Here is a 25,266-nt window from a genome sequence, read left to right on the forward strand (position 1 = left end):
GCGCGTCTCATGGGAAGTGCAATTGTGAGCTCCGGCATGACCATCGTCCTCTTCCACTCGGCCTATGGCCTGCGTCCCGCCGTGCACGCCGCCGCCGACCGCCTGCGCGCGGCCGGGCACGAGGTGCACGTGCCCGACCTGTACGAGGGCCGTACGGCCGAGACCGTCGAAGAGGGCATGGCCATCAAGGACGAGATCGGCCGCGACGAGCTGCTGATGCGCGCCGTCACCGTCTCAGGACCGCTGTCCGAACGCGGCCTGGTGTACGCGGGCTTCTCCCTCGGTGGCTCCGTCGCGCAGAACCTCGCCCTGGCCGACGACAAGGCCCGCGGCCTCCTGCTGCTGCACGGCACCTCCGACATCGCCGACGACGCCGCGACCGACATGCCCGTCCAGCTGCACGTCGCCGAGCCGGACCCCTTCGAGCCCGACGACTGGCTGAACGCCTGGTACCTGCGTATGCGCAAGGCGGGCGCCGACGTGGAGGTCCACCGCTACCGCGGTGCGGGCCACCTGTTCACCGACCCCGGGCTCGACGACTACGACGCCGAGGCCGCCGAGCGTGCGTGGGCGATCGCCCTGGACTTCCTCGCCGACATCGCGGCGGACGCGGAGTAGCGGCCAACCGGCCTTTCCGCGGGGGCCGTTGTCAGTGCCGGATGGCATCATCCGGCCATGGGTGTTCTCTACGGCTACTACTCCGCAGGCGACGACCGGGACGCGGTCCGCGCCGTGGTCCGCGCCGAGGTCCACGACGACGGCGTGGCCCTCGCCGCCGACTACGACCCACTCGTGGTCAAGGGCGTGGACCCGGTGGTCGAACTCCTCCCCGCCGAGGTGCTGATCACCGGCCGTGCGGCCGAGGACGTCCAGACCGACCCCCGCCGTGGCGCCCTCGTCGGCATGGCCGGGGACGGCGAGGTGGTCGCCGTCTCCCTCACCGACACCTTCCGCGACGCCCTCGCCGCGTTCGACCCCCGCCTCCTTGAGGACGTCGCCGTCGGCTGGGCCCGCACCTCGCGCACCCCGGCCGTCCCGGGCGCCTCCCGCGGCGAGTCGGACCCCCGCGCCCTCGGCCGCTTCCTCAAGGACCTCGCCGCCCTCGCCGGCCGCGCCACCGCCACCGGCCGCCGCCTCTACTGCTGGATCTGCCCCTGACGCGGCAGGCACCCGTTCCTGCCGGAGGACCCGCCCCGCGGGCGGGCGTGGCCCGGCGCGGCCCGATGGGGGCGTGAGTAGAGTCGGCGCGTGCTGATGACTCGCGACAACAGCCGGTTCGTCCTGGGCCCGGTTCCGCTGCTCCTGCTGGCGGAAGCCCCGATCCACGACGGCCTGCCCGTGCTGCACGCGCCCGAGGGCCTCATGCCGTCGTGCCCGGAGTGGCGCATCATGCCGAGGCTCACCATGTCGGTGGTCGACGGCCCCGGCGACGCGGGATGCCTCGTCCAGGGCACCCGGTCGCAGGAGGAGGCCGGTGCCATGGCCCAGTGGTGCGGCGCGGTGGAGCAGGCCGGCGGGGCCGTCGTCGTCTCCCTGGACTCCTTCGGCGCTCTGCCCGAGGACATCGACTGGGACGAGCTCTTCACCGGTGGCCGGTCCAGGGGCGGATTCGTCGCCATGGCGTGACCGCGCCGGGTGTCAGACCTCGGCGTCCCGCGGCTCGGCCCCGGTCGAAAGCCGTGGATGCCCGGGAGCACGACGGCATCGTCCGGGATGTCGAGGGGGCAGACGCCCCAGCGCCGGGCGATGCGCATGACGTCGTCCTCGTCGGGCATGGCCTCGTGCCAGGCGTCCCATTCGTGGTCCCGCCAGTCCTGCCGCCGCTCCTCGGGCCGGCGCAGCCCGACGCCGAGTTCCCTCTCGATGCCGGTGGGTTCGCCGAGCCGGAGCGGGATGTGGTCCCCTTCCCCGGTATAGCAGTAGGCGCGGGTCAGCTCACCGGCGTCGACCCTGGCCCAGGCGTGGAATTCCCGATGCGGTCGGTGGTGAAGAACTGGATGTCGCCGAGTCGGCTGCTCAGCGACCGGAGCCAGGCGGGAAAGCGCGGATCGGTCGCGTCGGTGCCGGGAGGAAGATGGACGCGGCTGTGGGCGATCGTCCACGCGGCGACGGGCCTGGCCACGAAGACCCCCTGCCGATAGGCGGCCTCGGTGCCGCCCCGCCAGTCCATGGCCCGGCGGTGCCGCAGCCCGAGGGCGTCCGCCACCTCCTCGGGCCCGGCGTCCCGGACCGCGAGCCAGGACGTCTTGTAGCCGATGCCCATGTTCCCTCCCGCCGTGACGACTCCGGGAGCACCGCAGGCGGCGCACGTTCTACAGGTGCCGCATCCACAGATTGGTCTCGGCGTAGATCCCCTGGTCCCGCTCGCGATCGATCTCGACGGGATCGAGGGCGTCCGCGACGACGTAGCGTCCGGTCTGGGGGAAGGCCATGCCGGTCCACTGCTCCCACTGCGCGACGGTTCCGGGGATGACCATGGAACGGGGAGCGGAGGCGAGAACGGTCGCCCCGAGTCGCTGGTGGGTGCGGATCCATGGATCGAGGTGCAGACCGTCGTCGCGCGTCCAGCGGGCGAAATCGTCCATCGAGGTCAGGGGGTAGCGCGCTTTGAGGGCGGGCCGCACGGGAGCGATCACGCGTCGCAGCCCGTCTTCCACAGCCCGTCGGCGCAGCGCGGTGAGTATCTCCCCGGCCAGCCCGCGGCCCGCGTGGCCGGGCAGCACGGTGGCGGCCATGATGCAGAGGGTGTCGGGCGCGAGGGATGCCTCGTGCTCCGTCACCGACTGCTCCAGGGCGCCGTCGTAGCCCGCGGGCAGCGTGTCGACGTCTCCGTCCCATCTCATGGCCACTCCCGCGGCGTTGGCGACCACCTCGCCGTCGTGCACGAGCAGCACGTCGAAACGGGGAAAGCAGGCTGTCGCCCGGCGGCGGTAGTTCTTCGAGAACGGGTCGTGCAGGACAAAAGTCGGCCAAACGCCTCGAAGCGCGTCCTTGACCTGCTGGTACAGGTCGGGTCGCTCACTGGTCGTCATGATTTCTGTCGTGGGCACCCGTGGACCCTAGAGCGACGGACCCGTCGCCGCATCGAACCCAGCAGTCCTGGGCGGGCGGGCCGTTGGGGCCGCGGTGTGAGCAGCCGTCCGGATCGTCCATCACGGGCCGTCCCGTACGGCGCCCCCGGAAATCGCCTTCCGCATGGGCGGACGGGACAGAGCATCGGTGGTCGCGGTCGGTCGGCAGCGAGGTTCTCGGAACGACTCGCTGCCAGGCGGCCGAGTACCGCTGTCAGTACACGCTGCTGACGTCCCGTCAGGGCGGCAGGATCGATGGAGCGATTGCGGACCGTTCGCCCGGTCACTGCCCTACGGCCGTGCCGGCCTGCTCGCTGCCGCTCCCGGTGAGAGCCGTGCGTGCGGCCTGGAGCAGTTCTTCGGAGATCGGGTTGCCCCGGGTGGCGCGGGCGAGGACGAGCGCGCCGACCATGGTGCAGAGCTGGGCCATGCCGTCGTCGTCGCCGGTGGCCAGCCGGGCGGCGCGGCTCCGTACCCCGTTGACGTAGACCCGCTGGGAGCGGGTGGCCTGGTCGGGGTCGCGCCCCAGATCGCCGGCGAATCCGGAGACGGGGCAGCCGTCCCCGGCGTGATCGCGGTGCCAGATCGAGAGGTACTGGTCGATCAGCGTCCGGCGGGCGGACTCGTGGTCCCCGGCGTGTTCCTCGAGCGCCACCGGCGAGTGCGCCGCCGGGTCCTCGAAGGCGTGGGTGATGGCCGTGTCGACGAGGTCCTCCTTGGAGGCGAACTGCTTGTAGAACGCGCCATGGGTGAGCCCGACGGCTTTCATCAGGTCGGCGATGCTGACCGCGGTGCCTTGCTCGCGGAACATCCGGGAGGCGGTGGCCACGACGTGCTGCCGGTTCTCCTCCGCCTGTGCCTTGGACACGCGGCCCACGGAATCACTCTCCTCAATTGGCTGTCGCTTGTCATCTATTCTAACCTGTGTTTAGTTTGATTGCGACATCTATTTTGGCTCCGGCGGGATCACTGGCAGGTCAGCAGTGCCTTGTGCCGCCCCCCTGCCCATCCGAGGCCGACCGCCCCTGCCCCGCAATCGCCGTACCCCCGACAGCACTGGAGATCCGCTGTGGCACCACCACCCACCCCCACCGAGTCCGCCACGCCCGCGGAGTCCACGCCACCTGTGTCGCCCGTGCCACCCGTGCAACGAAGGGTCTCCGAAGCGGTCCACCGCCGGCGCTGGGCCATCCTGACCGTGCTCGCGTTCAGCCTCCTGGTGGTGATGCTGGACAACTCGATCCTCAACGTGGCGATGAAGACCATCGCCCAGCCCGCTCCCACCGGACTCGGGTCCACGCAGAGCCAGCTGGAGTGGGCGGTCAACTCCTACACGCTCGTCTTCGCCGGACTGCTCTTCACCGCGGGCCTGCTCGGTGACCGGCTCGGCCGCAAGAAGGTGCTGCTCTTCGGCATGCTGGTGTTCGGCGCGGGATCCGCGCTGTCCGCCGTAGCGGACTCCTCCGGGCAGCTCATCGCCTTCCGCGCCGTGATGGGCTTCGGCGGCGCCTTCATCCTGCCCGCCACCCTCGCGATCATCATGAACGTCTTCGAGCCCGCGGAGCAGCCCAAGGCCATCGGCATCTGGACCGGTGTGGTCGGTTTCGCCATCGCCGCCGGCCCGATCACCGGCGGCGTCCTGCTGCAGCACTTCTGGTGGGGCTCGGTCTTCCTGGTCAATGTCCCGATCGTGGTCGCCGCGATCATCGCGATGGCGGCGATCGTCCCCGACTCCAAGGACCCCCGGCCCAACAGGCTCGACCCGGTCGGCGTGCTGCTGTCGATCGCCGGTCTGGCGGTTCTGGTCTACGGCATCATCAAGGGCGGCCAGTCGGGCGACTTCACCCGGCCCGAGGCCTGGGCGACGATCCTGGGCGGCGTGGCGATCCTGGCCGGTTTCGTGGTCTACGAGGCCCGCAGCGACCATCCGGCCCTGGACGTCGGCTACTTCCGCAACCGCCGGTTCTCCGCGTCCGTCGCCGCCATCGGCCTGGTCTTCTTCGCCCTCATGGGCGTCACGTTCTTCAGCGTCTTCTACAACCAGAGCGTGCGCGGCTACAGCGTCCTGGAGTCCGGTCTGCTCGTGCTGCCGCTGGCCGTCTCCCAGATGTACTTCGCTCCGCGGGCACGGCTGGTCGTCAACCGCTTCGGCGCCCGGGCCGTGTGCGCCGGCGGCCTCGTCCTGACCGCCGCGGCCTTCGCGGGTTTCCTGTTGCTCGGCCAGAACACCCCCATCTGGATACTGGAGGTGCTGTTCTTCCTGATGGGCACAGGCATGGCCCATGTGATGCCGCCCGCCACCGTCATGATCATGTCGTCGCTGCCGCGCGAGAAGGCCGGCTCCGGCTCCGCGGTCAACAACACCTTCCGGCAGGTCGGCGGGGCCATGGGGGTCGCCGTGCTGGGATCGCTGATGTCCACTGCCTACCGCAACGGCGTCAACGGCCACCTCGGCATGCTGCCCGCCTCCGACCGGGACGCCGCAGGTGAATCCCTCCAGGCCACCCAGGCCGTCGCCGAGAAGCTGGGGCCGGCCGGCAGTGCACTGGTACGGCTCGCGAACGACTCCTTCATCCATGCCATGCACATCACCGCGACAGCGGCGGCGGCCGTCGCCCTGGTCGGCGCCGTCGTCGTGCTGGCCTTCCTGCCGGGCAAGGATGCCGTCGCGTCCGCCGGCGGTGACAAGCCGCGGCGCCAGGCCGTCCGAACCGAAGGGTGATCACAGAGTCGACCGTCTGCCGGGGCGTCCCCTCAGCACCGCCGCCGACACGGGGGAGACCCACGGCTGCCGACTTCGGTGCCGTTGACCTCCTCCGCCGGGCAGTCGCAAAACCCGGCGCTCGGACCACACCACAACTCAGTTGTTCCACCACCCCTAAGGAGATCCACTGATGGTTGCCGACAACCTTGTTCTCATCCCCGGCGCCGGCGGCGTGGGCCGTACCGTCTTCGAGCAATTGCGTGCTCAGGATGTACCAGTGCGTTTCATGGTCCGCCGTGAGGACGAGCGCGCGGCCGAACTGCGGGCGCTCGGAGCCGAGGTCGTCATCGGCGACCTGACCCGGCCCGAGACGGTGGCGGCGGCGCTGCAGGGCGTGACCCGGATGTACTTCGCGATGCGCGTGTCACCGGACCATCTGCTGGCGGCGACCGTGGTCGCCTCCGTCGCCAAGGAGTACGGGAAACTGGAGGCCCTGGTCGACCTGTCGCAGATGACGGTGTCCCAGATGAGCGCCACCAGCACCGAGGAGTCGCACCAGCAGCGGCTGCACTGGCTGGCGGAGCAGATACTGAACTGGTCCGGCCTGCCCGTGGTGCACATTCGGCCGACGGCGTTCCTGGACACTCCGCTGTTCACCACGTTGGCGGCGCGGTCGATCCAGGAGAACGGCACGATCGCGCTGCCGTTCGGCGCCGGACGCACCTCGCCGGTGGCCGTGGACGACGTGGCCCGGGTCGTCGCCACCGTGCTCCGCGACCCGGCACCGCACATAGGGCAGGTCTACGAGCTGACCGGGCCGCGCGCGGTCGACATGACGGAGCTGGCCGAGGAGTTCTCGCGGGCGCTGGGCCGTCCGGTCTCCTACGTGGACCTGCCCCCGGAGCGGTGGGAGGCCCAGCTCCCGAAGCTGGGGATGCCGCCGCACCTCGAACAGCACGTCGCCACCATGGCCCAACTGCACCGGGACAACCGCTACAACCGCACCGCCGACGGCGTCGAGCGCGTGACGGGCATCCCCGCGCAGACGATCGAGGCGTTCGTGGCCGCCCGAAAGGACTTCTACCTGGGCTGAGCCGCCCCGGCCGAGGCCGGCCCGGAGCGACTGCCGTCCCCGGGGCCGGCCGAGGCCCGGCCCCGACGACCGGCCGGCTCCGACGAGTGGCCGCCCATGGTCCTGCACCGATGGCCTGGCAGATCTCTTGTCCGGTGTTGGCGTGCTCTACGGGGCGAGCCACCTGGCTGGAGCGGTTCTTCTTCGACTCCGAGCCGATGGAGGTTCGGTTGGTCTGCGGAGACAAGGAGCTGACGTCGTCATTGCGATCTATACGCTTCCCGACGTCGGTATCAGCCCTGATCTCTGCCGGACTCGGACGGCCGCCCCGCATGGACTGCCACGAAGCCCCTCAGCGAGTTGGCGCATGCTGCTCTCGCCACGGCGCAACAGGCTCTGGAGGGGCATGGCGAGGACGGTTACATGGCCAAGTGGAATGCATCCCTATCCCGTCACCGCTCTCCAGGACCTGCGCAGGCTGCACCTGCACCACGATCAGTGCGAGCTTCGCATGACATGACGTTGCCGCCCGCGTAGACGCAGGGCGGTCTCCGGGCCGTCCGAGGCTGACCAGTGGGGACAGGCAAAGACAGCCGCCGACCAGATCACCGCTGGCCAGCGGTGCAAACTGGAGCGTCCATGCAGGTCGCCGACCAGCCGTACCAGTTCCAGAAGAACTGACTGGTTGATGACCTCCGGGCGGTCCGCAACGGCTGACACCAACACGGCCGATCACCGGCGAATCCCTCCGGACTCGCACGGCAGGTCTGCCCAGCACCGACCCGGATGAGCCGGGGTCCGCGATGCTCACGGACCGACCTGATAAGGATGAGGCCAGACCTCAAAGCAGATTGCTGGACCGTCGCCCGCCGGACCTGGTAGTGCCAGCGTGTGAGCGACCTGACGACGGTCTCGGCGCCAATGGGGTTGGCGCTGTGCACGAACTCCTAAAGCGGGTGTCGTCCGTGAGCGAGGGCCGTCACGGGGCCGTCTCCCGGGTGGCCGTCAGGTGATGCCAGTGGTGGCTGCAGCCGTGGACACGGCATCGTGCCCTGCGTCTGCTGTCCGCGACGGCCAGCAGGGCGATCAGCAGGCGGAAGGCCTTCATTCGTTCGTGCTGCGGGGTCAGCCCGGCGATCCTCCCCACCTGGTCCTCGATTCGTCCTCGAACGAGCATGACCGCAGGAGTGTGGGTCGGCCGGAGGCCGGAACGCCGGATACTCTCCAGGGCTTCCTCGGCGGTGGGATGGGCCTGGAAGCAGAACCCCGCCAGCAGGCACAGCGTCCCGGTTTGCTCGTCCTCGGGGAGGGATGCGAACCACGCGATCCCCTCGTCGAGCGGGCGCAGGTCCTGGGCGAGTTCGTTCAGGTACTCCCCGGTGCCCGGTCTGTATCGCACGGTTTTCCCTCTTTCTTGGGATGTCCGCCCATCGTCATCTGCCTGAGGTCGTCGCCGCGTTCCCTTATTGCGGACGCGAGCCAGCAGGGCGACGTGCCCCTCTGGAGGGAACTGTCCCTTTTGCTGCCCTTCGTTCTGGTGGCGCGATCGCAGGTTCGCGCGTGCTGCTGCACTGCGAGCTGAGGACGCGACCGGCGGGGCACGATAGCCCGGGGCCGTCTCTGGGCCGTGGAAGCCGGACCAGCGCTGACCAACGTTGACAATCAATGACGGCATCAACGCCGGCCGGCGGGTTGTTCCGCCTGGAGGCCCAACGCAGCCGGGCGGCGGCTCAGTAGACCGATATGTGCACGTGGTCGAAGTGGTTCTGGGTGATGGAGCCGCGGTCCTCCATGAGTTTCCAGCCCTGCTGGGGGAGGCGACTGGACCATATGTGCTGTTCGAAGATCACATACCATATGCCGTATTCGTCCGCGTGCTCGCGGACCCAGGCGACGATGTCGTCGCCGAGGGCCTCGGGCTTGCCGGTGACCTTGTGGCCGGCGGGCATGAGCATGAAGTCGCAGGCGCGGCCCAGGGGGTGTTCGCCGCCGCCGGCGATGCCGCCGTCCTCGCGGTAGCAGCCGGGGCCCCCGCGGAGACCGCGGGGGCCGAACTCCTTGATGACGGCGTCCCGGACGGCCGTCATGCGGGGGGTGATGTGGTCGGGGCCCTTGGCGGCCTCCTCGGGCCAGTTGGCCGCGCGGACCTGGGCGGAGAGTGTGGGCCAGGCCACGGCCGCCAGTACGAGGGCGCCGATCACGAGCAGCCCGAAAACGGTGCGGCGGACACTGCGGCCGCGTGTGGTGTCCCGCCCCCTGGTGGTGTTCATCGCCCCCGACAACGCCCGGCGCGGGCCGGAAGTGCCCGGTTGAACGGGCGGCGTCGGTGACGCGAATATCACGTCCCGCCGGGAGCCGGTCCGGGTGACGCGGGCGTACGCTCCTGCGTTGACCGGTCGACGGCGAGCCGACACCCGTACAACCAGGAGGCGCACGACAGATGGCCACAGGTCTCACGAGCGACGAGCAGCGCGGGGAGCGGATCGTCGAGGTCTTCGGGACCGCGTTCGGCGAGCTGCTCGCGGCCGATCCGGCTGCCTTCCGTGTCAAGTTCCGCAAGATGGCGGCCTCCGCGTTCGCGTTCTACCGCGGCACGGCCTGCCTCTACTACGCGGACCTCGCGGAGGAGAAGGACGGCAGCCCCTTCGTGGACGAGCGCACCTCCCGGGTGTGGATCCACGGGGACCTGCACGCCGAGAACTTCGGCACCTACCTGGACGCCAACGGCCGGCTGATCTTCAACGTCAACGACTTCGACGAGGCCTATGTGGGGCCCTTCACCTGGGACCTGCAGCGCTTCGCCGCCTCCATCGCCCTGATCGGCTACAGCAAGGCCTTGGCCGACGACGTGATCTCCGGCCTGGTGCGCGCCTATGCCACCGCCTATCGCGAGCGCATCCGCGCCCTCGCCCAGGACGAGGCCGTGCCCTCGCTCACCCTGGACACCGCCGAGGGCACCCTGCTGGACGCGCTGCGCCATGCGCGCGCCCAGACCCGGGTGGGTCTGCTCGACTCGATGACCGAGATCCGGGAGTGGGACCGCCGCTTCGCCCCCGACGGCGGTGCCGTCGAACTGGACGAGGCCACCCGCGCCAAGGTGCTGCGGGCTTTCGAGGGGTACCTGGGGACCCTGCCGGAGACCAGCCTGATCAACCCGGACAGCCACCGGGTCAAGGACGTGGTCGGCCGCCGCGGCGTCGGCATCGGCAGCGCGGGCCTGCCCTCGTACAACCTCCTTCTCGAAGGGCACACCGACGCCCTGGAGAACGACGTCGTGATCTACATGAAGCAGGGCCAGACCCCCGCGGTCTCCCGGCACATCGCCGACGAGGCGGTCCGTTCCTACTTCCGCCACGAGGGCCACCGCACGGTGATCTCGCAGCGCGCGCTCCAGGCGCACGCCGACCCGTACCTGGGCTGGACCGAGCTGGACGGCGTCGGCCAGCTGGTCGCCGAGGTGTCCCCGTACGCCGTGGACCTGGACTGGACGGACATCGACGACCCCGCCCAGATCGAGGCGGTCGTGGCCGACCTCGGCCGGGCGACCGCCGCCATGCACGCGGCGGCGGACGACGAGAGCGGCCACTCCCTGGTGCCGTTCTCGACGGAGGACGCGATCGACGAGGCCATCGCGCGGGACGAGAAGGGCTTCCTCGGGGCGCTGGTGGACTTCGCGCACTCCTACGGTGCGCGGGCCCGCGAGGACCACCAGATCTTCGTGGACCTGTTCCGCAACGGCCGGTTCCCGGGGCTCTGATCCGGGGTTTTCCGGGGTTTAGGCATTGCTTACACACCGGCATGGCACACTCGGCGCCATGGAAGGGACCGGACCTCAGCTGAGGGCGCTGCGCGCGGCGTGCTTCGCCGCGCTGTGCGTCACGCTGTCCGCGACCGCCCACATCCTGCTCTCGAGGGAGCCCCTGCCGCTGGCGACCACGGCGGGGGCCGCCGTCGGCGTCTTCGCCGTCGCGTACGCCCTCGGCGGCCGGGAGCGCGGCTACTGGCCGATCGCCGGCCTCCTGGTCCCGCTCGAACTGGCCGTGGACACGCTGTTCACGGCCGGCCAGCAGACCTGCTACGGCCCCGCCGGCGGGCCCGTCACGGGCTCGTGGCGCTCGATCAACGAGGCGCTGGCCTGCCACGGCGGTGATGTCGGCGGACCGCTCGCCGGCGCCGCCGGGGGCACCGGCCACTCCGCCTCGCCCTGGCTGCTGCTCGTCGTGCACGTCGCCGTCGGCCTGGCCGCCGCCTGGTGGCTGCGGCGCGGCGAGGCCGCGTTGCACGGCCTGCTGCGCACCGTCTTCCGGCCGCTGATCGTCGCCGTCGCCGTCGCCGCCTTCCGCGGCGCTGTCCGGCCGCGGCCCACCGCCCGCCGCTCTGTGCCCGCGGCCGCCGCCGCGCCCGCGCTGCCGCTGCTGCTCCACACCGTCGTACGCCGAGGGCCCCCGGCCGTCTTCGCCGCTCGCTGAGCCGAGCCGAGTACGGCTTTTTCACCCCGAACATCCCTCACGCACGTCACGACGACACGGAGAACTCACCACCATGAGCCAGAGGAACAGCCAGACCGCCAAGACCGCCGCCCGCGAGCGCCTGCGGGTGGAGCGGGAGCGCCAGGCCAAGCGGGACAGGGTCCGCCGCCAGTTCGTCGTCGGCGGCGCCGTGGTCGGCGTTCTGGCGCTGGGCGCCGGCATAGCCGTGGCCGTGGTCAAGATGAACGCGCCCTCCTACTGGGAGAAGGCGGCGGACCAGAAGCTGGTCCAGCCGGCCAACTCCACCGGCAAGAACGGCACGTCCATCGAGATCGGTGACGCCAGTGCCAAGCACACGCTGAAGGTGTACGAGGACCTGCGCTGCCCGGTCTGCGCGCAGTTCGAGCAGACCTCCGGCGAGGAGGTCCAGAAGGACGCCAAGGACGGCAAGTACAAGATCTCGTACACGATGGGCGCCTTCCTCGACGACGCGCTCAAGCAGGGCCAGGGCTCGAAGAACGCGCTGAGCGCGCTGGGTGCGGCGCTGAACGTCAGCAAGGACGCCTTCGTGGACTACCACGCGCTGCTGTACTCCAAGGACGTCCACCCCGAGGAGACCAAGGACGACTTCGGCAGCGACGCCAAGCTGATCGAGATCGCGCAGAAGGTCGACGCCCTCAAGGGCAACAAGACCTTCGAGGACGCCGTCCGCAACGGCACCTACGACAAGTGGGCGCTGACGATGGCCAAGCAGTTCGACACCGACGGCATCCAGGGCACCCCGACGGTGAAGCTGGACGGCAAGACGATCGAGAACGTGCAGACCATGACGCCGCAGCAGTTCACGGCGGCGGTGGACGCGCAGCTCGGCGCCAAGCAGTAGGCACCGCACCGCACTTGCGGAGCCACCGGCCCCCGGCGACGTGCCGGGGGCCGGTCGGCGAAGTATTCGCCAACACTTGCGACGCGGGGTGCCGGAGAGTGGTTACTGACGCGTAATCTGATCGGCCGTGACCGAGACCTCTGCACCCTCACAGACCTCTCCGAGAACACCCAGCCGCCGTTCGGTGGTCAAGGCCGGCGCCGCCTTGACGGGCGCCGCGCTCATACCGCTCGCCGCCACCGCCGGCCAGGCGGAGGCGGCGTCCGCGCCCGCCTTCCTGCACGGTGTGGCCTCCGGCGACCCGCTGCCCGACGGCATCCTGCTGTGGACCCGTGTGACGCCGACCCCTGAGGCGGTGCCCGGCTCCGGGCTCGGCCCGGCGATCGAGGTGACCTGGACCGTCGCCACGGACAGGGCGTTCACCTCCGTCGTGGCCGGCGGCACGGCCGGCGCGTCCGCGGCCTGCGACCACACCGTCAAGGCCGATGTGCGCGGCCTGCTGCCGGCGACGGACTACTGGTACCGCTTCTCCGCGGGCGGCGTGGACTCGCCGGTCGCCCGGACCCGTACCGCCCCCGCCGACAACGCCACCGCAGCCCGCCTGCGCTTCGGCGTGGTGTCCTGCTCGAACTGGGAGGCCGGGTACTTCGCCTCCTACCGGCACCTCGCCGCCCGCGGCGACCTGGACGCCTGGCTGCACCTGGGCGACTACATCTACGAGTACGCCGGCGGCGGCTACGCCGCCCGTGGCACCGTCGTCCGCCAGCACGCCCCGGCCCACGAGATCGTCACGCTGGCCGACTACCGCACCCGCCACGGCCGGTACAAGACCGACGCCGACCTCCAGGCGCTGCACGCCGTCGCCCCGGTCGTCGCGATCTGGGACGACCACGAGTTCGCCAACGACGCCTGGTCCGGCGGCGCCGAGAACCACACCGAGGGCGCCGAGGGCACCTGGACCGCCCGGGTGGCGGCCGCCAAGCAGGCCTACTTCGAGTGGATGCCGGTGCGCCCGTCGATCGCGGGCACGACCTACCGCAGGCTGCGCTTCGGCAAGCTCGCCGACCTGTCGCTGCTCGACCTCCGCTCCTTCCGCTCGCAGCAGGCGGGTGCGGGCAGCGGCTCGGTCGACGACCCCGACCGCTCGATCACCGGCCGGGCGCAGCTGGACTGGCTGAAGGCGGGCCTCAAGGCCTCGGACACCACCTGGCGGCTGATCGGCAACTCGGTGATGATCTCGCCAATCGCGTTCGGCGCGCTGCCCGACTACCTTCTCGCGCCGCTGGCGAAGCTGCTCGGCCTGCCCGGCGAGGGGCTGGCGATCAACCCCGACCAGTGGGACGGCTACACCGACGACCGCCGCGAGCTCCTGGCGCACCTGCGGGACCACGGCATCCGCAACACCGTCTTCCTGACCGGCGACATCCACATGGCGTGGGCCAACGACGTCCCGGTCAAGGCCGCCACCTACCCGCTGTCGGCGTCGGCGGCGACCGAGTTCGTGGTCACCTCCGTCACCTCGGACAACCTGGACGACATCCTCAAGGTCGCCCCGCACACCGTCTCCCCGATCGCCGAGGCCGCCGTGAAGGTCGCCAACCGGCACGTGAAGTGGGTGGACATGGACTCCCACGGATACGGCGTGCTGGACGTCACCGGCGAGCGGGCGCAGATGGACTACTACGTCCTGTCCGACCGGACCGATGCCAACGCCACGTCCACGTGGGCACGTTCGTACCGCACGCTGTCCGGCACCCAGAAGGTGGAGCGGGCCGACTCGCCAGTTCGCTGAGCGCCCACTGAGCGCCGGTCGCCGGCCGGCGCGTCCGGAGCCCGCATCCGGACGCGCCGCCCGGCCCCGGTCCGGCCCCGGTCCGGCCGCGGCCCGGGTACGACCCGCGGCGCGGGCCCGGGTCCGCCATTGCGGGGACATCGTCTACGCCCCGGGCGCGCCGGTCCATCGGCGGCCGGGCGTGCCGCGGGGAGAGCGCCTGGGCCGCCTGCCCGGCGCACCGGCCCCGTCGTCCGTGCCGTACGGGGTCACCCGCCCGGTACGGACGTCCCGGCCGTGGTTGTCGGACCCCCGGCGTAGGATTCCCCTCGCCGCCAGATGACCACCGATGCCGGAGGTGTCGCTTCCCGTGACCACGCCCTTCACCCATTTGCATGTTCACACTCAGTACTCGCTGCTGGACGGAGCGGCGCGGCTGAAGGACATGTTCAAGGCCTGCGGTGAAATGGGCATGTCGCACATTGCCATGACCGACCACGGCAACCTGCACGGGGCGTACGACTTCTTCCACCAGGCCAAGGGCGCCGGGATCACGCCGATCATCGGCATCGAGGCGTACGTCGCCCCCGAGTCGCGGCGGAACAAGCGCAAGATCACCTGGGGCCAGCCGCACCAGAAGCGGGACGACGTCTCGGCCTCCGGTTCGTACCTGCACAAGACGATCTGGGCGGCGAGCAGGACGGGGCTGCACAACCTCTTCCGGCTCTCCTCCGACGCCTACGCCGAGGGCTGGCTGACGAAGTACCCCCGGATGGACAAGGAGACCATCGCCCAGTGGTCCGAGGGCCTGATGGCCTCCACGGGGTGCCCCTCCGGCGAGGTGCAGACCAGGCTGCGGCTCGGCCACTTCGACGAGGCGCTCAAGGCGGCGGCGGAGTACCAGGACATCTTCGGCAAGGAGCGCTACTTCCTGGAGCTGATGGACCACGGCATCGAGATCGAGCGCCGGGTCCGCGACGGGCTGCTGGAGATCGGCAAGAAGCTCGGCATCCCGCCGGTCGTGACCAACGACTCGCACTACACGTACGCCAGCGAGGCCGACGCCCACGACGCGCTGCTGTGCATCCAGACCGGCAAGAACGTCTCCGACCCGGACCGTTTCCGCTTCGACGGCACGGGCTACTACCTCAAGACGACGGAGGAGATGCTCGCCATCGACTCCTCCGACGCCTGGCAGGAGGGCTGCCGCAACACCACGCTGCTGGTCGCCGAGCAGGTCGAGACCGACGGCTGGTTCCAGGAGAAGAACCTGATGCCGCGCTTCGATGTGCCCGAGGGGTACACCGAGGTCACCTGGTTCCGCGAGGAGACGCTGCGCGGCATGCACCGCCGCTACCCCGGCGGGATCCCGGACGACCGGATGAAGCAGGCCGAGTACGAGATGGACACCATCATCCAGATGGGGTTCCCCGGCTACTTCCTCGTCGTCGCCGACTTCATCATGTGGGCCAAGAACAACGGCATCGCCGTCGGTCCCGGCCGCGGCTCCGCGGCCGGCTCGATCGTGGCGTACGCCATGGGCATCACCGACCTCGACCCCATCGAGCACGGACTGATCTTCGAGCGCTTCCTCAACCCCGAGCGCGTCTCCATGCCCGATGTCGACATCGACTTCGACGAGCGCCGGCGCGCCGAGGTGATCCGCTACGTCACCGAGAAGTACGGCGCCGACAAGGTCGCCATGATCGGCACCTACGGCACCATCAAGGCCAAGAACGCGATCAAGGACTCGGCCCGCGTGCTGGGCTATCCGTACGCGGTCGGTGACCGGCTCACCAAGGCGATGCCCGCCGACGTCCTCGGCAAGGGCATCCCGCTCAACGGCATCACCGACCCCACGCACCCGCGCTACAGCGAGGCCGGCGAGATCCGCGGGATGTACGAGAACGAGCCCGACGCCAAGAAGGTCATCGACCTCGCCCGGGGCGTCGAGGGCCTGGTCCGGCAGATGGGCGTGCACGCCGCCGGCGTGATCATGTCCAGCGAGACGATCACCGACCATGTGCCGGTCTGGGTGCGGCACTCCGACGGCGTCACCATCACGCAGTGGGACTACCCGAGCTGCGAGTCGCTCGGCCTGCTGAAGATGGACTTCCTCGGCCTGCGCAACCTCACGATCATGGACGACGCCGTCAAGCTCGTGAAGACCAACAAGGGCGTCGACATCGAGCTGCTCGCGCTGCCGCTGGACGACCCCAAGACCTTCGAACTGCTCGGCCGCGGCGACACCCTCGGCGTGTTCCAGTTCGACGGCGGCCCCATGCGCTCCCTGCTGCGCATGATGAAGCCCGACAACTTCGAGGACATCTCCGCCGTCTCGGCCCTGTACCGGCCGGGCCCGATGGGCATGAACTCGCACATCAACTACGCCCTGCGCAAGAACAAGCAGCAGGAGATCACCCCGATCCACCCGGAGCTGGAGGAGCCTCTCAGGGAGGTCCTCGACATCACCTACGGCCTGATCGTGTACCAGGAGCAGGTGCAGAAGGCCGCCCAGGTGCTCGCCGGTTACTCGCTCGGCCAGGCCGACCTGCTGCGCCGCGCGATGGGCAAGAAGAAGCAGGAAGTCCTCGACAAGGAGTTCATCCCCTTCCAGAAGGGCGCGCGCGAGCGCGGCTACTCCGACGCGGCCATCCAGGCGGTGTGGGACGTGCTGGTCCCCTTCGCGGGCTACGCGTTCAACAAGGCGCACTCCTCGGCCTACGGCCTGGTCTCCTACTGGACCGCCTACCTGAAGGCCAACTATCCGGCCGAGTACATGGCCGCGCTGCTCACCTCGGTGCGCGACGACAAGGACAAGTCGGCGATCTACCTCAACGAGTGCCGCCGCATGGGCATCAAGGTGCTCCCGCCGAATGTGAACGAGTCGGACGCCAACTTCACCGCGCAGGGCGACGACGTGATCCTCTTCGGCCTGACCGCCGTCCGCAACGTCGGCCAGAACGTCGTGGACTCGATCATCCGCTGCCGTAAGGGCAAGGGGAAGTACACCGCCTTCCCCGACTTCCTCGACAAGGTCGAGGCCGTCGTCTGCAACAAGCGCACCGTGGAATCGCTGATCAAGGCGGGCGCCTTCGACGAGATGGGCCACACCCGCAAGGGCCTGACCGAGCACTACGAACCGATGATCGACAACGTGGTCGCGGTCAAGCGCAAGGAGGCCGAGGGGCAGTTCGACCTCTTCGGCGGCATGGGCGACGAGGCCGCGGCGGACGAACCGGGCTTCGGGCTCGACGTCACCTTCTCCGACGTCGAGTGGGACAAGACGTATCTGCTCGCGCAGGAGCGGGAGATGCTCGGTCTCTACGTCTCCGACCACCCGCTGTTCGGTATCGAGCACGTCCTCAACGACAAGGCCGACGCGGCCATCGCCGCTCTCGCCGGCGACTACTCCGACGGCTCGATCGTCACCATCGGCGGCATCATCTCCGGCCTCCAGCGCAAGATGACCAAGCAGGGCAACGCCTGGGCGATCGCCACCGTCGAGGACCTGGGCGGCTCCATCGACTGCATGTTCTTCCCGGCCACCTACCAGTTGGTCTCGACGCAGCTGATCGAAGACGCCGTGGTCTTCGTCAAGGGCCGCCTCGACAAGCGCGAGGACATCCCACGGCTGGTCGCGATGGAGCTGATGGTGCCCGACCTCAGCGACGCCGGCACCAACGCCCCCGTGACGATCTCCATCCCGACGGTCAAGGTGACCCCGCCGCTGGTCGCGCGGCTCGGCGAGGTGCTGGCCAGCCACAAGGGCAGCACCGAGGTGCGGGTGCGGTTGCAGGGCGCCCGCTCGACCACGGTGCTGCGGCTGGACCGGCACCGGGTCACCCCCGACCCCGCGCTCTTCGGTGATCTCAAGGCACTTCTGGGCCCCGCCTGCCTCGGTGCGGCCCAGCAGCAGGCGAGCTGACCGACCGCTCCGTCCCGATCACCCTCCGCACACAGGGGAGATGTCGATCAAGGGTGGCACCCCCGAGCGGGATGCCACCCTTGATCACTGACGCCTGGTGCTAGTTGTGGCCGAACTTCTTCTGCCGCTTCTGCGACACATGCGGCTCGGCGCCCGGGGCCGTCATCGTCATGTGCTCGCGCCCGGCGCTCTTCGCGTGCTCTTCGGTGGTCGCGGAGGTGCCGCGCTCGGATCGCTGACCGGTGCGCTCGCCCCGGTTCTTGTTCTTGCCCACGATGTTCCTCCTCGGGGGAAATCACGGAATGGGCCGCACCCAGGCTTGCACGGGAGTACGAAGGTCGCATTTCGGGCAGTTGCCCAGTGTGGCGCGCCGGTGATCGCCCAACAGGTCACAACGAGCCGGTGTTCGGGCAGACTCGGGGAAACGTCGGGGGGACGGACGACAGGACTTCGGAAAAGAGGGTGAGACCGATGGACCGCTGCGTCGTCCTGGTGGACGCCGGTTATCTGCTCGGCGCCGCCGCGAGCCTGCTGGCCGGAGAGCCCTCGCGCTCCCGGATCCTGGTCGATCACGCGGCGATCGTCGCGGGCTTGCGTGAACGGGCCGAGAAGGAGACCGGGCAGCCGCTGCTGCGGATCTACTGGTTCGACGGCGCCCCCGACCGCGTACCGCAGCCGGAACACCGGCGGTTGCGGGTCATGCCGCGGGTCACCGTGCGGCTCGGTGCGCTCACCCGTACCGACGGACGCTGGGCCCAGAAGGGCGTGGACGCCGCCATGCACGCCGAACTGTCCGAGCTGGCCCGCAACCGGGCCTGCTCCGACGTGGTGCTCGTCACCGGCGACGGCGATCTGCTGCCCGGCATGATGTCGGCCAAGGAACACGGCGTCGCCGTCCACCTGTGGGCTGTCCAGGCCGCCGACGGCGACTTCAACCAGTCGGAGGACCTGGTTGCCGAGGCCGACGAACGCCGCGTGCTGGACCGCGAGTGGATCACCCGGGCGATCCGGGTCCGGGAGCCGGCCGGGGTCTGCGTACCGCCCACCCCGCGCCCCGAGATCGCCGCCATCCTCTCCGCCCCGCTCCCCGAACCCGCCCAGGCCAAGCAGCAGCCCGTCGCGCCGGAGGAGCCGCCCACCGCCGAACCGGCCGTGGCCACCGTCGCGCAGAACGGCTCCGGCCTCCTGGCCGATCCCCCCGCGACGGTCGGCAAGGGCCTCGTGCCCACTCCCAAGGACCTCGCCGGGATCGTCCACCGCGGCCACTCCGCACCGCACCCCTCCTCCGCCGCGGCCGGTGCCACGCTGCGCTGGTCCTCCGACCGCGGCATGGTCGGCGGCAGCGACGTGGACGCCGGGCTGCCCACCCTCGCCCAGCTGACCAGCGCCGAGCAGCGCTGGGCCGACCGCGAGGAGGACATCACCGCCGTCAGCGGCGACCCGTACGAGGTCGGACAGGTCTTCGCCCGGCGCTGGATCGGCCGGCTCACCGAGGGCCTGCACCTTCAGCTGCTCTCCGCCGAGTATCCGCGGGTCCCGCACCGCATCGACGGCGAGCTGCTGCGCTACGCCGCCCGCTTCGGACTGCTCGCGCACAAGGACGACCAGATCGACGAGCACGACCGTTACGCCATCCGGGCGGGCTTCTGGCGTGAGGTCGACGCCCGCGCTGTCGTCGCGCGGCCCCCCGCGTCGGAGTGAACGCGCCCCGGGCGGACCCTGGGGCGCCTACCGGCCGGGATGGAGCGTAGTCTCGATCCTCGTGAGTACGGGCACCGGACAGGACACCGCCGCGCGCACGGCGGTGGTCGTGACCGTGCGCGGGCTCGTCAAGACATATCCGGCCGGGCGCGGACGCCGCGCGGCCGCGAAACCGGCCGTGCGGGCCAACGACGGCATCGACCTCGACATCCGCGGCGGCGAGATCTTCGGTCTGCTCGGCCCCAACGGCGCCGGGAAGACCACCCTGGTGCGGCAGTTGACCGGCCTGCTGCGCCCGGACGCCGGAAGCGTCGACCTCCTCGGCCACGACCTGGTGCGCCACCCCGAGCGGGCCTCGCGTCTGGTCGGCTACCTCGGGCAGGAGTCGAGCGCACTGGACGAGCTCACCGTCGCCCTCGCCACCGAGACCACCGGGCGGTTGCGCGGACTGGACGCGCGGTCCGCGCGCGCCGAACGGGACGCCGTGCTGGAGGAACTGGGGCTGACCGAGCTCGCCTCCCACCCGCTGCGCAAGCTCTCGGGCGGTCAGCGCCGACTGGCCTGTTTCGCCACCGTGCTGGTGGGGGAGCGGCCGCTGCTGGTCCTGGACGAGCCGACGACCTCCATGGACCCGGTCGCCCGGCGCGCCGTGTGGGCGGCGATCGACCGGCGCCGCTCGGAACGCGGTGTCACGGTCCTGCTCGTCACCCACAACGTGCTGGAGGCGGAGACCGTCCTGGACCGCGTCGCGGTCATCGACGAGGGCCGTGTGATCGCCTGCGACACCCCGGCCGGCCTCAAGGCGCTCGTTGCCGACGAGGTGCGGCTGGACCTGGTCTGGCGCGACGAGCCCCCGCTGTCCGTGCCCGGCATCGCGGGGCTGCACGAGAGCGCGCAGATCACCGGGCGCCGCTGGACACTGCGGCTGCCCCAGGACCGCGCCCGCGCGGTCGTCGCCGAGGTGACCGGCGGCCCGGCCTTCGCCGCGCTCGACGACTTCACGCTGGCGACGCCGAGCCTGGAGGATGTCTACCTGGCCCTCGGCGGCCGCCGGAGGGGACTGGTCAAGGCGTGAACGGCGGCAATCGAGCCATGGGGGGAACGGCCGTGAACGAGATCCCGGACGGACTCATGGGGGAACGGGGCGGCGCGGCATGACCATCCTCTCCGCGGGAGCGGACACCTCTGCGGCGGCCCGCGCGACGGCTCCGGCCGGCCCTCTCGCCGGCACGGCCGCGCCCCTCGCCCCCCGTGCCCGGCTGCTGCCGGCGATGATGGCGGTCTACCGGGCCCAGCTGTCGCGTGCCCGGGTCGCGCGCATCCCACTGCTGTTCGTCGCGACGTTCCAGTCCGTCGGGATCATGGTGCTCATGCGCGGTGTCGTGCACGGCGGCGCGGCCGCCCGTGCGGTGGTCGCCGGCTCCAGCGTGCTGGTGGTCGCCTTCGTCGCGCTCAACCTGCTCGCCCAGTACTTCGGTCAGCTGCGCGCCTCCGGGGGCCTGGACCACTACGCGACGCTGCCCGTGCCGCCCGCGGCGGTGGTGCTGGGCGCGGCAGGCGCGTACGCGTCCTTCACGGTGCCCGGAACGCTGGTGACCGCCGGCATCGGCTGCGGCCTCTTCCAGCTCCCGTTCACCCATCTGTGGGTACTGGCCGCGGTCATTCCGCTGGCCGGCGCCGCCCTGTCGGGTCTCGGCGCGGCCCTCGGGCTGCTCGCCCCGCGCCAGGAGCTGGCCACGCTCGCCGGGCAGCTCGGCATGTCGGCGGCGCTGCTGCTGGGCGTCCTCCCGGCGGGCAACCTGCCCGCGCCGATCGGGTTCGTACGCGACCTGCTGCCGTCCACGTACGGGGTCGAGGCGTTCATCCGCACATTCGACGCCCACCCCGACTGGCCGGCCGTGATCGGGGACCTGTCGGTGTGCGCCGGCGTCGGCCTGGTCTCGCTGGCCGCGGCCACCTGGGCGTACCGCAGGGCCGCCTGCCGCTGAGGGGCCGGTGTGGCGCGTGTGAGGTGCCGGTGGCGCGTCCCGCGGGTGTACCTGGCACGATGGCAGGGTGACCGCACCTCTGACGCCGCACGATCACTGGCCCTCCATGCCGATGCCGTCGCCCCAGGGCGACGACGCGCGCATGGCTCCCGCGCAGGAGCTCAAGACCGGCGCGCTGACCGCCGTGCTCGTGGCGGTGGCGGGGGTGCTGCTCGGACTGCTGTGGCTGTGGCTGGCGCCCCGGGTGCCGCTGATCTCCGACGGCAAGGCGGTCTACCTCAAGGACACCGAGGGCGAGCAGGCCGTCGGCGGTGACGGCACCTTTGTGCTGCTCGGGCTCGGCATGGGCGTGGTGACCGCCGCTCTGGCCTTCTGGCGGGTGCGGCGCGGGGGAGTGGGCGTGGTGCTCGGCCTCGCCGTCGGCGCGGTGCTGGGCTCCGTGATCGCCTGGCGGATGGGGGTCTGGCTCGGCCCCACCTCGGACCTGATCGCGCACGCCAAGGCCGTCGGCCCGAAGAAGGTCTTCGACGGGCCCCTCCAGCTCCAGGCCAAGGGCGCCCTGCTGGCCTGGCCCGTGGGCGCCGTCCTCACGTACCTGCTGCTGACCGTGGGCCTCGGCCCGCGCGACCCCGAGCCGCCGCTGATGGCCTACTGGGACAACTCCGGGCCGCACCTGCCCCCCAAGGGCTGACGCGGGCCGCTCAGCCGCGGCCGATCGGCGCCGTGACCGCGTCCGTGAGCCTGATCAGGTCCTGCGGGGCCAGTTCGACCTCCAAACCGCGCTTGCCCGCGGAGACGAAGACGGTGGCGTGCTCCAGGGCGGAGGCGTCCAGGACGGTGCGCAGCCGCTTGCGCTGCCCCAGCGGGGAGATCCCGCCCCGCACATAGCCGGTCGTGCGCTCGGCGGCCGCCGGGTCGGCCATCGCCGCCCGCTTGCCCCCCGCCGCGGTGGCCAGCGCCTTGAGGTCGAGCGAACCGGCCACCGGGACGACCGCGACGGTCAGCGCGCCGTCCACGTCGGCCACGAGGGTCTTGAACACCCGGTCAGGAGAGGTGCCGAGCGCCTGCGCGGCCTCCTCGCCGTATCCGAGTTCCGAGGCGGGGTCGTGCGCGTAGGCGTGCACGGTGAAGGCGGCGCCCGCCTTCTCCAGGGCGACGGTGGCGGGCGTACCGCCGGACGGCGACTGCTTCTTCTTGGCCATAAGGAAGTGACGTTCCGTCAGTTGAGGCTCGGGGCCTGGCGGGTGAGGTCCACTGCGGGCAGGGTGCGCAGCTTGTCGATGACGGCGGCCTCCCGGCGTAGAATCCTCAGCTCCCGCTCCAGCCGGGTCGCGGTGTCCGCGGCCTCCAGCAGTTGCTGCTTGGCCGGGGTGTCGACGACGGCTGCCGCGGCCACGAGGTACGACAGCACGGTCGGGTCGTCCGGGAGCTCCTGAACGCCCGCGATGCTGGACTCGCGTGCCCCGGCCAGCCGCTTCTGGTACGTGCGGAAAGCCTGCGCGACGCCGGCCGCGAGCGCGCCGGAGCCGCTGCCGTTCTCCTCCGGCACCGCCTCGACCTCGCCGACGAGGTACGGGCCCGTGGTGTCCACCGACACCAGCCGGAAGCGGGTCGTGCCGGTCGCCACGACCTTGTAGCCGCCGCCCTCGCGCTCACCGATCGTGGCCGCCTCCGCGGTGCAGCCCATCGTGAACAGCGACGCCGCCAGGTCCGGGGCGAAACCCGCCGCCGCGCCGTCCTCCCCGCCCGTGGGCGCCACCTCGTGACCGTCCCGGATCGCCACGACCCCGAACCGGCGCGGCGCCTCCTCCGGCAGCTCGAGCAGGTCGCGGAAGAGGGCGCGGTACCGCTCCTCGAAGACGCTCAGGGGCAGCACGAGGCCGGGGAAGAGCACGGAGCTCAGGGGGAACAGCGGGAGGCGAGCGGTCACGTCGAGCAAGCCTAGGCCCTCCGGGCGGGCTTGCGGGCCTGCGCTTTTTCCCCGCCCGCCCGCCCTCCCCCAACCTTCGGCCGGGGGTGCCCCCAGCCCTGTGAAGTCAGTGGCCCCGGCCCCCACAACAACGGGCGCCGGGGCGTGTGACTTCACAGGGCACCGGGAGGGTGGGCGGGGAAAAACCGGCCCACAAGATCAGCCGCGGCGCAGAAGCCGCGACGCGCCCGCCGCCACCGTCGTCGCCAGGATCCACCCCAGCATCGTGAGGATCGCCGCGGCCCATTGGGCGTCCCCCGTGAGACGCCACGCGTTGTCCTGCCCGAGATTGATGACCGGGAGCAGCAGGTCGAGGGCGAACAGGGGCGCGTTCCAGTTCGGGAAGGCGCCGCCGTCGACCGCCTCCGGCCGGCCGTGGGCCTGGAAGAAGACGGCCCCGACCGCCCAGAGCAGGGCCATCCAGATCGCCGCGCGGCCGGGCCGGTAGCCGTAGCCGACGGTGATGTCCTGGAGGTAGCCCCAGAGCTTTCCGGCGACGGGGAGGGTCTCGCGGCGCCGCCGCTGCTTGGCCAGCTGCACCTCACGGGCGTCGGAGTCCTCGCCGCTCGCCCGCAGGGCGGCGGACAGGTGCTCGTAGGGCTCGGGGCTGTACTCGGGGGTCGCCGCCGCGAGCCAGGCGATACGGGCGCGGAGCGGGAAGGAGCCCTCGGGGCTGAGCGAGCCGTAGCTGAAGCCGGTCAGGTCCATGCCGCCGGTGCCGGGCCAGCAGGTGCGGTTGTCGGTGAGGTTGCCGACCCGCGCGGCGGCCAGTGAGATCGTGCCGGTCGGCGGCTGGTCGAGGGTGAGCCGCAGTTCCGGGGTCTGGACGCGGCGCAGCGACAGCTGCTGGCCGTCCGCGAGCCGGAACCGGGCCCGGTGGATGATCACGCCGTTGCCGAAGCGCCCGTCGTCCAGCCGGACCCCGCCGTCGCTGCTGAAGGGCCGGGTCCCGCCGGAGCTGAGGTAGAGGGTGTGCTCGACGGTCACCCGGGCCGCGTTGAGCGCGTAGCGCCCGTCCGGATTGCGCAGCCGGCTGCCGCGCAGGCTGAGGCGGCCGCCGATGCGGGCGCTGCGCAGGCTGATCTCGCCGGTCGCCTCCATCAGTTCGGCCTCGACGTCCTGGGCGACGCTCAGCCCGTCGGCGGCGAGCGCCCGGCCGTGCCGGTCCTTGCGCAGGGTGATCTGGTTGAGCAGCAGGTCCGTGCCGATGTGGGCGTCGGTGAGCCGTACGCCGCCCTCGATCGTGCACTGGGGCAGGTGCAGGTCCCCGGAGGTGTGCAGCCGGGCGGCCTCCAGCCGCGGTATGGCACAGCGCACCATGCGCAGCGTGGTGAAGCTGCACTCCGCGAGCAGCACCTGCTGCTCGAAGCGGCAGTCGTGCAGTTCCACGTAGGGCACCACCGCGCCGCCGGAGAGGTTGAGCTGCCCGCTGATCTGCGCGCCGGACAGCTTCACGCACGAGACACGCCCGGACACGGCCTGCGGTCCGTCCAGCAGCAGCCGGGCGATCGTCTCGGCGCGCACGGTGCGGTCCTGGCCCCAGAAGCGGTCGGCGGCCGGGTCGTCCCGCTCGGGTATCCCCGTGCGCAGGTCGTACAGCTCGCCGAGGCGGAAGGCCCGCCACAGGCCCTGTTCCACCGGCGTCCAGTCGTGCGGCGGCGCGATGTCCGGCGGCTCGGTCACCGAGATCCCTCCCCTGGCTGGCGACGT

Annotated in this window: 23 protein-coding genes; 14 read left to right on the top strand and 9 right to left on the bottom strand. The window is 71.1% G+C overall.

The window, feature by feature from the left end:
* Window positions 1–36 precede the first annotated feature (36 nt).
* From RV983_RS26710 to RV983_RS26720, 3 genes are all read left to right on the top strand, one after another.
* A complete protein-coding gene (locus RV983_RS26710) occupies window positions 37–618 on the top strand; it encodes a dienelactone hydrolase family protein (RefSeq protein WP_475988261.1) in 582 nt (193 codons plus the stop codon).
* A gap of 57 nt (window positions 619–675) precedes the next feature.
* Window positions 676–1,158, top strand: a complete 483-nt coding sequence (locus tag RV983_RS26715) for a hypothetical protein (protein ID WP_475988262.1) — start codon at window positions 676–678, stop codon at window positions 1,156–1,158.
* 96 nt (window positions 1,159–1,254) lie between these two features.
* Window positions 1,255–1,626, top strand: a complete 372-nt coding sequence (locus RV983_RS26720; RefSeq protein WP_475990470.1) for a hypothetical protein — start codon at window positions 1,255–1,257, stop codon at window positions 1,624–1,626.
* 304 nt (window positions 1,627–1,930) lie between these two features.
* Here RV983_RS26720 and RV983_RS26725 read toward each other — a convergent pair whose 3' ends face one another.
* From RV983_RS26725 to RV983_RS26735, 3 genes are all read right to left on the bottom strand, one after another.
* Window positions 1,931–2,263, bottom strand: a complete 333-nt coding sequence (locus tag RV983_RS26725; protein ID WP_475988263.1) for a hypothetical protein — start codon at window positions 2,261–2,263, stop codon at window positions 1,931–1,933.
* Window positions 2,264–2,312: 49 nt separating this feature from the next.
* Window positions 2,313–3,050 carry a GNAT family N-acetyltransferase gene (locus RV983_RS26730; protein ID WP_475988264.1) on the bottom strand — a complete coding sequence of 246 codons (738 nt, stop codon included), beginning with the start codon at window positions 3,048–3,050 and terminating at the stop codon, window positions 2,313–2,315.
* Window positions 3,051–3,354: 304 nt separating this feature from the next.
* Window positions 3,355–3,948: a TetR/AcrR family transcriptional regulator gene (locus RV983_RS26735; protein WP_475988265.1), complete on the bottom strand. Its 594-nt coding sequence runs from the start codon at window positions 3,946–3,948 to the stop codon at window positions 3,355–3,357.
* Between the two features lie 267 nt (window positions 3,949–4,215).
* On the opposite strand from RV983_RS26735, the gene RV983_RS26740 reads away from it, so the two are divergent.
* Window positions 4,216–5,793 (top strand): MFS transporter, encoded by a 1,578-nt coding sequence (locus RV983_RS26740; RefSeq protein WP_475988266.1) that lies wholly within the window; start codon window positions 4,216–4,218, stop codon window positions 5,791–5,793.
* A 172-nt stretch (window positions 5,794–5,965) separates the two neighbouring features.
* Window positions 5,966–6,868 (top strand): NmrA family NAD(P)-binding protein, encoded by a 903-nt coding sequence (locus tag RV983_RS26745; RefSeq protein ID WP_475988267.1) that lies wholly within the window; start codon window positions 5,966–5,968, stop codon window positions 6,866–6,868.
* 958 nt (window positions 6,869–7,826) lie between these two features.
* Here the strand turns inward: RV983_RS26745 and RV983_RS26750 are convergent.
* Window positions 7,827–8,246 (bottom strand): DUF5958 family protein, encoded by a 420-nt coding sequence (locus tag RV983_RS26750; RefSeq protein WP_475988268.1) that lies wholly within the window; start codon window positions 8,244–8,246, stop codon window positions 7,827–7,829.
* A 331-nt stretch (window positions 8,247–8,577) separates the two neighbouring features.
* On the bottom strand, window positions 8,578–9,117 hold the full coding sequence (locus RV983_RS26755) for a VldE C-terminal domain-containing protein (protein WP_475988269.1): 540 nt from the start codon (window positions 9,115–9,117) through the stop codon (window positions 8,578–8,580).
* A 170-nt stretch (window positions 9,118–9,287) separates the two neighbouring features.
* Between RV983_RS26755 and RV983_RS26760 the strand changes: the two genes are divergently transcribed.
* The 5 genes from RV983_RS26760 to dnaE all read left to right on the top strand — a co-directional run bounded on the left by RV983_RS26760 (window position 9,288) and on the right by dnaE (window position 17,898).
* Window positions 9,288–10,604, top strand: coding sequence for a DUF2252 domain-containing protein (locus RV983_RS26760; RefSeq protein ID WP_475988270.1), 1,317 nt, complete (start codon window positions 9,288–9,290; stop codon window positions 10,602–10,604).
* A 58-nt stretch (window positions 10,605–10,662) separates the two neighbouring features.
* On the top strand, window positions 10,663–11,316 hold the full coding sequence (locus RV983_RS26765) for a hypothetical protein (RefSeq protein ID WP_475988271.1): 654 nt from the start codon (window positions 10,663–10,665) through the stop codon (window positions 11,314–11,316).
* Between the two features lie 73 nt (window positions 11,317–11,389).
* Window positions 11,390–12,199: a thioredoxin domain-containing protein gene (locus RV983_RS26770; protein ID WP_475988272.1), complete on the top strand. Its 810-nt coding sequence runs from the start codon at window positions 11,390–11,392 to the stop codon at window positions 12,197–12,199.
* 127 nt (window positions 12,200–12,326) lie between these two features.
* The gene (locus RV983_RS26775) at window positions 12,327–13,991 is read left to right on the top strand and encodes an alkaline phosphatase D family protein (RefSeq protein WP_475988273.1); all 1,665 of its coding nucleotides are present in this window, start codon (window positions 12,327–12,329) and stop codon (window positions 13,989–13,991) included.
* Between the two features lie 328 nt (window positions 13,992–14,319).
* Complete coding sequence (gene dnaE / locus RV983_RS26780; RefSeq protein WP_475988274.1) at window positions 14,320–17,898, top strand: DNA polymerase III subunit alpha; 3,579 nt, start codon at window positions 14,320–14,322, stop codon at window positions 17,896–17,898.
* A 100-nt stretch (window positions 17,899–17,998) separates the two neighbouring features.
* On the opposite strand, the gene RV983_RS26785 is transcribed toward dnaE, so the two are convergent.
* Entirely contained in the window at window positions 17,999–18,172 is a 174-nt protein-coding gene (locus tag RV983_RS26785) for a hypothetical protein (RefSeq protein WP_475988275.1), read from the bottom strand.
* A 197-nt stretch (window positions 18,173–18,369) separates the two neighbouring features.
* Here RV983_RS26785 and RV983_RS26790 point away from each other — a divergent pair, with 197 nt between their 5' ends.
* From RV983_RS26790 to RV983_RS26805, 4 genes are all read left to right on the top strand, one after another.
* A complete protein-coding gene (locus RV983_RS26790; protein WP_475988276.1) occupies window positions 18,370–19,599 on the top strand; it encodes an NYN domain-containing protein in 1,230 nt (409 codons plus the stop codon).
* Between the two features lie 61 nt (window positions 19,600–19,660).
* Window positions 19,661–20,674, top strand: a complete 1,014-nt coding sequence (locus RV983_RS26795) for an ABC transporter ATP-binding protein (protein ID WP_475988277.1) — start codon at window positions 19,661–19,663, stop codon at window positions 20,672–20,674.
* A 79-nt stretch (window positions 20,675–20,753) separates the two neighbouring features.
* Window positions 20,754–21,587 (top strand): ABC transporter permease, encoded by an 834-nt coding sequence (locus tag RV983_RS26800; RefSeq protein ID WP_475988278.1) that lies wholly within the window; start codon window positions 20,754–20,756, stop codon window positions 21,585–21,587.
* Window positions 21,588–21,654: 67 nt separating this feature from the next.
* Entirely contained in the window at window positions 21,655–22,278 is a 624-nt protein-coding gene (locus RV983_RS26805) for an ABC transporter permease (RefSeq protein ID WP_475988279.1), read from the top strand.
* Between the two features lie 10 nt (window positions 22,279–22,288).
* Here RV983_RS26805 and ybaK read toward each other — a convergent pair whose 3' ends face one another.
* The 3 genes from ybaK to RV983_RS26820 form a co-directional block, all read right to left on the bottom strand.
* Window positions 22,289–22,789 carry a Cys-tRNA(Pro) deacylase gene (gene ybaK, locus RV983_RS26810; RefSeq protein ID WP_475988280.1) on the bottom strand — a complete coding sequence of 167 codons (501 nt, stop codon included), beginning with the start codon at window positions 22,787–22,789 and terminating at the stop codon, window positions 22,289–22,291.
* Between the two features lie 17 nt (window positions 22,790–22,806).
* Window positions 22,807–23,517 (bottom strand): LON peptidase substrate-binding domain-containing protein, encoded by a 711-nt coding sequence (locus tag RV983_RS26815; protein WP_475988281.1) that lies wholly within the window; start codon window positions 23,515–23,517, stop codon window positions 22,807–22,809.
* Between the two features lie 198 nt (window positions 23,518–23,715).
* Window positions 23,716–25,239 (bottom strand): oxidoreductase, encoded by a 1,524-nt coding sequence (locus RV983_RS26820; protein WP_475988282.1) that lies wholly within the window; start codon window positions 25,237–25,239, stop codon window positions 23,716–23,718.
* Window positions 25,240–25,266 lie beyond the last annotated feature (27 nt).

The sequence above is a fragment of the Streptomyces sp. RLA123 genome (assembly GCF_056270165.1).

Bases quoted from the DNA above. Each gene is read 5' to 3' on its own strand.
- ybaK (WP_475988280.1), bottom strand. From the start codon at position 22,789: ATGGCCAAGAAGAAGCAGTCGCCGTCCGGCGGTACGCCCGCCACCGTC.
- RV983_RS26715 (WP_475988262.1), top strand. From the start codon at position 676: ATGGGTGTTCTCTACGGCTACTACTCCGCAGGCGACGACCGGGACGCG.
- RV983_RS26800 (WP_475988278.1), top strand. From the start codon at position 20,754: ATGACCATCCTCTCCGCGGGAGCGGACACCTCTGCGGCGGCCCGCGCG.
- RV983_RS26720 (WP_475990470.1), top strand. From the start codon at position 1,255: ATGACTCGCGACAACAGCCGGTTCGTCCTGGGCCCGGTTCCGCTGCTC.
- dnaE (WP_475988274.1), top strand. From the start codon at position 14,320: ATGCCGGAGGTGTCGCTTCCCGTGACCACGCCCTTCACCCATTTGCAT.
- RV983_RS26710 (WP_475988261.1), top strand. From the start codon at position 37: ATGACCATCGTCCTCTTCCACTCGGCCTATGGCCTGCGTCCCGCCGTG.
- RV983_RS26790 (WP_475988276.1), top strand. From the start codon at position 18,370: ATGGACCGCTGCGTCGTCCTGGTGGACGCCGGTTATCTGCTCGGCGCC.
- RV983_RS26760 (WP_475988270.1), top strand. From the start codon at position 9,288: ATGGCCACAGGTCTCACGAGCGACGAGCAGCGCGGGGAGCGGATCGTC.
- RV983_RS26755 (WP_475988269.1), bottom strand. From the start codon at position 9,117: ATGAACACCACCAGGGGGCGGGACACCACACGCGGCCGCAGTGTCCGC.
- RV983_RS26765 (WP_475988271.1), top strand. From the start codon at position 10,663: ATGGAAGGGACCGGACCTCAGCTGAGGGCGCTGCGCGCGGCGTGCTTC.
- RV983_RS26770 (WP_475988272.1), top strand. From the start codon at position 11,390: ATGAGCCAGAGGAACAGCCAGACCGCCAAGACCGCCGCCCGCGAGCGC.
- RV983_RS26745 (WP_475988267.1), top strand. From the start codon at position 5,966: ATGGTTGCCGACAACCTTGTTCTCATCCCCGGCGCCGGCGGCGTGGGC.
- RV983_RS26725 (WP_475988263.1), bottom strand. From the start codon at position 2,263: ATGGGCATCGGCTACAAGACGTCCTGGCTCGCGGTCCGGGACGCCGGG.